7 protein-coding genes are annotated in these 6254 nt (G+C 72.2%); 3 read left to right on the forward strand and 4 right to left on the reverse strand.

The features are described 5' to 3' along the window. The 3 genes from AOK24_RS31345 to AOK24_RS31355 all read right to left on the reverse strand — a co-directional run. The coding region (locus AOK24_RS31345; protein ID WP_167376879.1) for an acyl-CoA dehydrogenase family protein at positions 1–304 on the reverse strand (304 nt) is incomplete at its 3' end. Positions 305–317: 13 nt separating this feature from the next. After that, positions 318–1448, reverse strand: coding sequence for an acyl-CoA dehydrogenase family protein (locus AOK24_RS31350; RefSeq protein ID WP_055723415.1), 1131 nt, complete (start codon positions 1446–1448; stop codon positions 318–320). 5 nt (positions 1449–1453) lie between these two features. Beyond that, complete coding sequence (locus AOK24_RS31355; RefSeq protein WP_055723416.1) at positions 1454–2647, reverse strand: amidohydrolase family protein; 1194 nt, start codon at positions 2645–2647, stop codon at positions 1454–1456. A 132-nt stretch (positions 2648–2779) separates the two neighbouring features. Between AOK24_RS31355 and AOK24_RS31360 the strand changes: the two genes are divergently transcribed. Both AOK24_RS31360 and AOK24_RS31365 read left to right on the forward strand, forming a co-directional pair. Continuing rightward, a complete protein-coding gene (locus tag AOK24_RS31360; protein WP_055723417.1) occupies positions 2780–4282 on the forward strand; it encodes a class I adenylate-forming enzyme family protein in 1503 nt (500 codons plus the stop codon). A gap of 34 nt (positions 4283–4316) precedes the next feature. After that, entirely contained in the window at positions 4317–4781 is a 465-nt protein-coding gene (locus tag AOK24_RS31365) for a cation:proton antiporter (RefSeq protein WP_055723418.1), read from the forward strand. A gap of 26 nt (positions 4782–4807) precedes the next feature. On the opposite strand, the gene AOK24_RS31370 is transcribed toward AOK24_RS31365, so the two are convergent. Continuing rightward, positions 4808–5191: an STAS domain-containing protein gene (locus tag AOK24_RS31370; RefSeq protein ID WP_055723419.1), complete on the reverse strand. Its 384-nt coding sequence runs from the start codon at positions 5189–5191 to the stop codon at positions 4808–4810. Positions 5192–5563: 372 nt separating this feature from the next. Between AOK24_RS31370 and AOK24_RS31375 the strand changes: the two genes are divergently transcribed. Then, positions 5564–6145, forward strand: coding sequence for an RNA polymerase sigma factor (locus AOK24_RS31375; protein WP_055723420.1), 582 nt, complete (start codon positions 5564–5566; stop codon positions 6143–6145). The last annotated feature ends 109 nt before the right edge of the window (positions 6146–6254 follow it).

A 6254-nucleotide genomic window follows, 5' to 3' on the forward strand; every position in this document is an offset into this window, starting at 1 on the left:
CCTCCGCCGCGCCCGGCACCGCCCCCGCCGCGAGGTGCGTCGCCACCAACGGCCCCGGCAGCAGCGCCCGTCCGGCCTCCTCGAAGGCCAGCACCGCCTCCGGCAGCCCGAGTCCGACCCCGCCGGCCTCCTCGGGCAGCCGCAGCGCGAAGAACCCGGCCTCCCCGAGGGCCCGCCACAGCCCCCGGTCGAGCGCGGGTTTCCCCACGGCGGCCCGCAGCGCCTCGGCCCCGAAGCGCCGGTCGAGCACCTCACGCACGCCCGCGCGCAGGGCACGCTGATCATCGGTCAGCCGGAATCTCACAAGTCCCTCCCCGTCAGCGCCCCTTGGGCAGACCCAGCACCCGTTCCGCCACGATCGTCCGCTGGATCTGCGACGTCCCCGCCGCGATCGTGTACGACAGCGACGACAGCCGCTCCAGCACCCACGGCCGGTCCAGGTCCAGCGCCGCGTCGCCGAGCACCTCGGCGGCGGCGTCGTACAGCTCCTGGCGCGCGTGCGAGAAGCGGAGCTTGAAGACCGAGCCGCCCACCCCGGGCACGCCGTTCGCGGTCGCCTCCGAGACGTTCCACTGGACGAGCCGCCACAGGGCCCGCAGCTCGGCGTCCAGGCGGCCCAGACGGCGCCGTAGGGCCGGATCGTCCCAGCGGCCGACCGCCAGGGCCTCGCGGGCGAGTTCGGCCAGCACGCGGCGACAGGCGACCACCTCGCCGGCGAAGGCGGTGCCGCGCTCGAAGGAGAGCGTGACCATCGTGACGCGCCAGCCGTCGTTCTCGTCGCCGACCCGGCCCGCGACCGGCACCGGCACGTCGTCGAGGAACACCTCGGCGAACTCGGCGGACCCGGCGAGCGTGCGCAGCGGCCGTACGGTGATCCCGGGGGCGTCCATCGGCATCGCGAGCCAGGTGATCCCCCGGTGCTTGGGGGCGTCCGGGTCGGTGCGCACGAGGAGTTCGCACCAGTCGGCGACCTCCGCGTGGGACGTCCAGATCTTGGAGCCGGTGACCCGGTAGACGTCGCCGTCGCGCCGCGCGCGCGTGCGCAGGGAGGCGAGGTCGGAGCCGGCGTCCGGTTCGCTGAACCCCTGGCACCAGACCTCCTCGCCGCGCAGGATCGGCCCCAGCCAGCGTTCGCGCTGGGCGGCCGTCCCCTCGGCGGCGATCGTCGGGCCCGCGTGCAGGAGGCCCACGAAGCCCGCGCCCACGTAGGGCGCTCCGGCCCGCTCGGTCTCCTCCAGGAAGATCAGGCGGACCGTCGGGGAGGCGTCCCAGTGGACGTGCGCGTAGCCGGCGTCGTACAGCCTGCGCTGCCAGCCGAGGTCGTACGCGCGCCGCGCGGGCCAGTCGTCCGGGGGCGGCTTCGGGGGCAGCTGGGGCAGCGTTTCCGTCAGCCACGCGCGCAGGCGCGCGCGGAACTCCTCCTCCTCGGGCGTGTACGCGAGGTCCATGGGCGCTACTTGTCGAGGTCCAGGTCGAGCATGCGGATCGCGTTGCCGCGCATCAGCTTGTACGTCGTCTCCTCGTCGAGTCCCTCGACGTGCTCCAGGGCGATCTGCTTGGTGTGCGGGAACGTCGAGTCGACGTGCGGGTAGTCCGTCTCGAAGGTGGCGTTGTCGCGGCCGACGACGTCGATGGAGGCGACGCCGTGCTTGTCGCGGAAGAAGCAGCAGAAGATCTGCCGGTAGTAGTACGTGGAGGGCGGCTCGGGGATCAGGTCGCGGACGCCGCCCCACGCGCGGTGTTCCTCCCAGACGTCGTCGGCGCGCTCCAGGGCGTACGGGATCCAGCCCATCTGCCCTTCGGAGTAGGCGAGTTTGAGGCGCGGGAAGCGCACCAGGACGCCGCTGAAGAGGAAGTCCATCATCGAGGCCATGGCGTTGTTGAAGGACAGGGACGCCTGAACGGCCGGAGGCGCGTCAGGAGAGGCGGCGGGCATCTGGGACGACGACCCGATGTGCATGTTGACGACCGTGCCGGTGTCCTGGCAGGCCGCGAAGAACGGGTCCCAGTAGCCGGAGTGGATGGACGGCAGGCCGAGGTGGGTGGGGATCTCGGAGAACGTCACGGCGCGCACCCCGCGCGCGGCGTTGCGCCGGATCTCCTCGACGGCGAGGCCGACGTCCCACAGGGGGATCAGGCAGAGCGGGATGAGCCGCCCGCCGCTGCCCCCGCACCACTCCTCGACCATCCAGTCGTTGTAGGCGCGCACGCACGCGAGGGCGACGTCCTTGTCCTGCGCCTCCGCGAAGGTCTGCCCGCAGAAGCGCGGGAAGGACGGGAAGCACAGGCTCGCCTCGACGTGGTTGAGGTCCATGTCCTTGAGCCGCTCGACCGGGTCGTAGCAGCCGGGGCGCATCTCCGCGCGCGTGATGCCCTCCAGGGTCATGTCGTCGCGGTCGAAGCCGACGGCGGCGATGACGCGCTTGTAGGGGAACTTGAGGCCCTCGTAGATCCACCAGTCGGCGGGCGGCCCGGCCGGGTCCATCGTGATCTGGTACCTGCCGCCGATGTAGGCCAGTTCACCGATCCCGGCGGTCAGCGGTTTCGGCCCGTGCTCCCGGTACTTCGCCGGCAGCCAGGTCTCGAAGAGGTGCGCCGGCTCGATCACGTGGTCGTCGACGCTGACGATGCGCGGCAGCTCGCCCATGAGGCCCCCACTCCCGATATCTGATGGACCGTCAGATCCTGTCGTCACGCGCAGACTAGCCCCGCACCCCTGGACCGGCAAGGCGCACGCCCCTACGATCTGACGACCCGTCAGAGACGCAGGGGGCCCGAAGTGACCGACACCGCGCACGCGCTGAGCTCCGCCCGCACCCTCTGGGAACTCCTCGACCGCCGCGCCGCCCTCACCCCCGACCGCCCGGTGCTCCTCCAGGACGACCGCACGCTGACGTTCGGCGAGCTGCGCGACGGCGCCGAGCGCACGGCGGCCGGCCTGTACGGCATGGGGGTGCGCCCCGGCACGGTCGTCGCCTGGCAGCTCCCCACCCGGATCGAGACGGCCGTCCTGTCCTTCGCGCTCGCGCGCCTGGGCGCCGTCCAGAGCCCGGTGATCCCGTTCTACCGGGACCGCGAGGTCGGCTTCGCGCTGCGGGAGTCCCGGGCCGAGTTCTTCGCCGTGCCGGGCGTCTGGCGGGACTTCGACCACACCGGCATGGCCCGGCGGCTCGGCGCGAAGGGGATCTTCGAGGCGTACGACGCTCTGCCGGCCGGCGATCCGGCCGTGCTGCCCGCTCCGCCGGACGACGGTTACTCCGTTCGGTGGATCTACTGGACCTCGGGAACGACCTCGGACCCCAAGGGCGTTCTCCACACAGACCGCTCGCTCATCGCCGGGGGTGCCTGCCTCGCCCACGCACTGCGCCTGTCGGAGACGGACGTGGGGTCGATGGCCTTCCCGTACGCCCACATCGCGGGGCCGGACTACACGGTGATGCTGCTGCTCTACGGCTTCCCGGCGGTGATGTTCGAGCGGTTCGCCCTCCCCGAGGCGCTCGACGAGTTCCGGCGGCACGGCGTGACGGTGGCGGGCGGGTCGACGGCGTTCTACTCGATGTTCCTCGCGGAGCAGCGCAAGCGGCCGGGGGCGAAGGTGATCCCGACGCTGAGGCTCCTCGCGGGCGGCGGCGCCCCGAAGCCGCCGGAGGTGTACCACGCGGTGGTACGGGAGATGGAGGTGCAGCTGACGCACGGATACGGCATGACCGAGGTACCGATGATCACGATGGGCTCGCCGGACGACACCCCGGAGAACCTGGCGACGACGGAAGGGAGACCGCCGGAAGGGATGGAGATACGCATCGTCGACGGCGAGGTGCGCCTGCGCGGCGAGGCCGTCTGCCAGGGCTACCTGGACCCGGAGCAGACCGCCGAGGCGTTCGACGCGGACGGGTTCCTGCGCACCGGCGACCTCGGGTACGTCACCCCCACCGGGCACCTCGTCCTCACGGGCCGGCTGAAGGACGTCATCATCCGCAAGGGCGAGAACATCTCCGCGAAGGAGATCGAGGACCTCCTCGCGGCGCACCCCGGCGTCGGGGAGGCCGCGGTGGTGGGGCTGCCGGACGCGGAGCGCGGGGAGCTGGTGTGCGCGGTCGTGGAACCGGCTTCCACCGACGGCGAGTTGGACCTCGCGAGCCTCGTGTCCTACCTGCGCGAACAGGGGCTCGCGGCGCACAAGCTGCCGGAGCGGCTGGAGGTGGTCGAGGCGCTGCCGCGTAACGAGACGCTGCGCAAGGTGCTCAAGTACAAGCTGCGGGAGCGGTATTCGGGGAGTTGAAGAGGGGCCGGGGCGGTGTGATCAACTGTCCGGCGTGGAGACGTTGACGGCGAGCCTCGTGGCGGTGCTGGGGACCCTGCTCGGTGCGGGGCTCACCCACCGGTTCCAGGTCCGGGCGGCTGAGCGGGCGGAGCGCTTCACGCGCGAGGAGCGGCTGCGGCAGGAGCGGATGGCCGCGTACTCCGCGTACGCGGGGGCGCTGGTCACCTACCGACGGGTGCTGCTCAACCGGTGGTTCCGGCTGCACGAGGACGACGAGCCGGAAGAGGCGCACCGGGCCCGCCTGGAGGGGTACGCGCAGCGGACGACGGTCCAGGAGGCGCTGTTCCGCGTCCAGATGCTCACGCCGGACGAGGCGCTCGTCGCGCGGGCGCGCGAGGCTCTGGAGCTGACCGACCAGCTCCACAGGGCCCCCGACCGGGCCGAGCTGGAAAGACGCCGCGACATCACGCGCGCGGCGGTGACGGCCTTCGTGACCGAGGCCGGGCGGACGCTGTAGCGGCGTAGAGCCGTGGCGGCGATCCGCTACGCCGACACCTGGCTCGGCTGTTCCTCCTCCGTCGTCGCCTCGTCGAGGCTCGCGTAGACGTCGAACAGCCGGCGCACGCCGAGCGCGCCGAAGACCTTGTTGACGTGCGCGTCCTGGCCGCCGCCCGCCGGGAGGACGAGGCGCAGCCGGCCGCCGCAGGAGCGCAGGAGGCGGCGGGCGGCGATGAGGACGCCCACGCCGCTGGAGTCGCAGAACCGGACGCCGGAGAGGTCGAGGACGAGGAGGTGACGGCCCTCGGCCACCTCGTCGTGGACCCGCCGGCGCAGGCTGGTCGAGGTGACCAGGTCCAGTTCGCCCGCCACATGGAGCACGGCCCAACGGCCCCGCTCCTCACCGGTCACTTTGATCGCCACCACCACGCCCTTCGCTCGCCGGTCCGGAAACGGCCGTTCCCCGGAAGCGGTCCCTTCGCTTCCCCTCGTTTCCATGCAGCGCGGCTGCCCAGCGGCCGTTCCCCGAAACACCGGACGGGAAACGGACACCGGACGAAGGAGGCCGGTTCTCATCGAGTCATGTCCGGGCATTATCGGTACGCGATCCGTACACGATCGGTCGTAAATGATCTGTTTCGATCTTGGCTTGATCGTGTCGGACCGGGGTAGGCGGCGGACGGGAGAGCCCCTTTATCACCTCATGACGGGTCCGGGGAGCACAATGCGACAAACGAGCGTGCGATGTCAGAGGGGGCGACTACATTCGAGGTGACGGCAGACACGGGTGGAGGGGGCCGCATGGCGAAGAAGGACGCACTGCCCCGCTGGGACCGCAAGATGCAGCAGCGGCTGGCGCGCGGAGAGGCGGCGGCGCTCGGCGAGCTGTACGACCGATTCGCTTCGCTCGTGCACGGCCTGGCCCACCGCGTGCTCGGTGACGAGCGCGGAGCCGACCGCATCACGCGCGAGGTCTTCACGCACGTGTGGGAGCACCCCGACGCGTACGACCCCAAGCAGGGCCCCCTGCGCACCTGGATCGCCGCCCTCACCCACCGCCTCGCCGTCCAGCACCTGCGCGACACCGGCGCCGCCGACCTCGCGCACGGCGGCTCCGGCTCCCCCGAGGACCTCGAACACCGCGTCCGGCACGCCTCGGTCGCCGCCCGCGCCGACTACATCGTCCAGTCCATGCCGACGCCCCTGCGCAGCGCCCTCGAACTCGCCTACTTCCAGCGCCGCGACTACCGCCAGACCGCCGCCGATCTCGGCGTCACCGAGGACGAGGCGCGCCGCCGGCTCCGCCTCGGCCTCCAGCTGCTGTCCACGGCCCACGACAGCGCCGCGCCCGGTGCACCGCCCGGCTACGGGGGTGCGGCATGACCAACGCCGACCGGCACGCCGAGGACCCCTTCGACCCGGACGGGTACGGCAACTCAGGCATCCCCGGCGCCTCGGACATCCCCGGGACCCCAAGCGCCCCTGGCACCCC

Source organism: Streptomyces niveiscabiei, from assembly GCF_001419795.1.
GTDB classification, from domain to species: domain Bacteria; phylum Actinomycetota; class Actinomycetes; order Streptomycetales; family Streptomycetaceae; genus Streptomyces; species Streptomyces niveiscabiei.

Coding starts and splice junctions, on each gene's coding strand:
- AOK24_RS31350 (WP_055723415.1), bottom strand. CDS start 1,448: ATGGACCTCGCGTACACGCCCGAGGAGGAGGAGTTCCGCGCGCGCCTG.
- AOK24_RS31355 (WP_055723416.1), bottom strand. CDS start 2,647: ATGGGCGAGCTGCCGCGCATCGTCAGCGTCGACGACCACGTGATCGAG.
- AOK24_RS31375 (WP_055723420.1), top strand. CDS start 5,564: ATGGCGAAGAAGGACGCACTGCCCCGCTGGGACCGCAAGATGCAGCAG.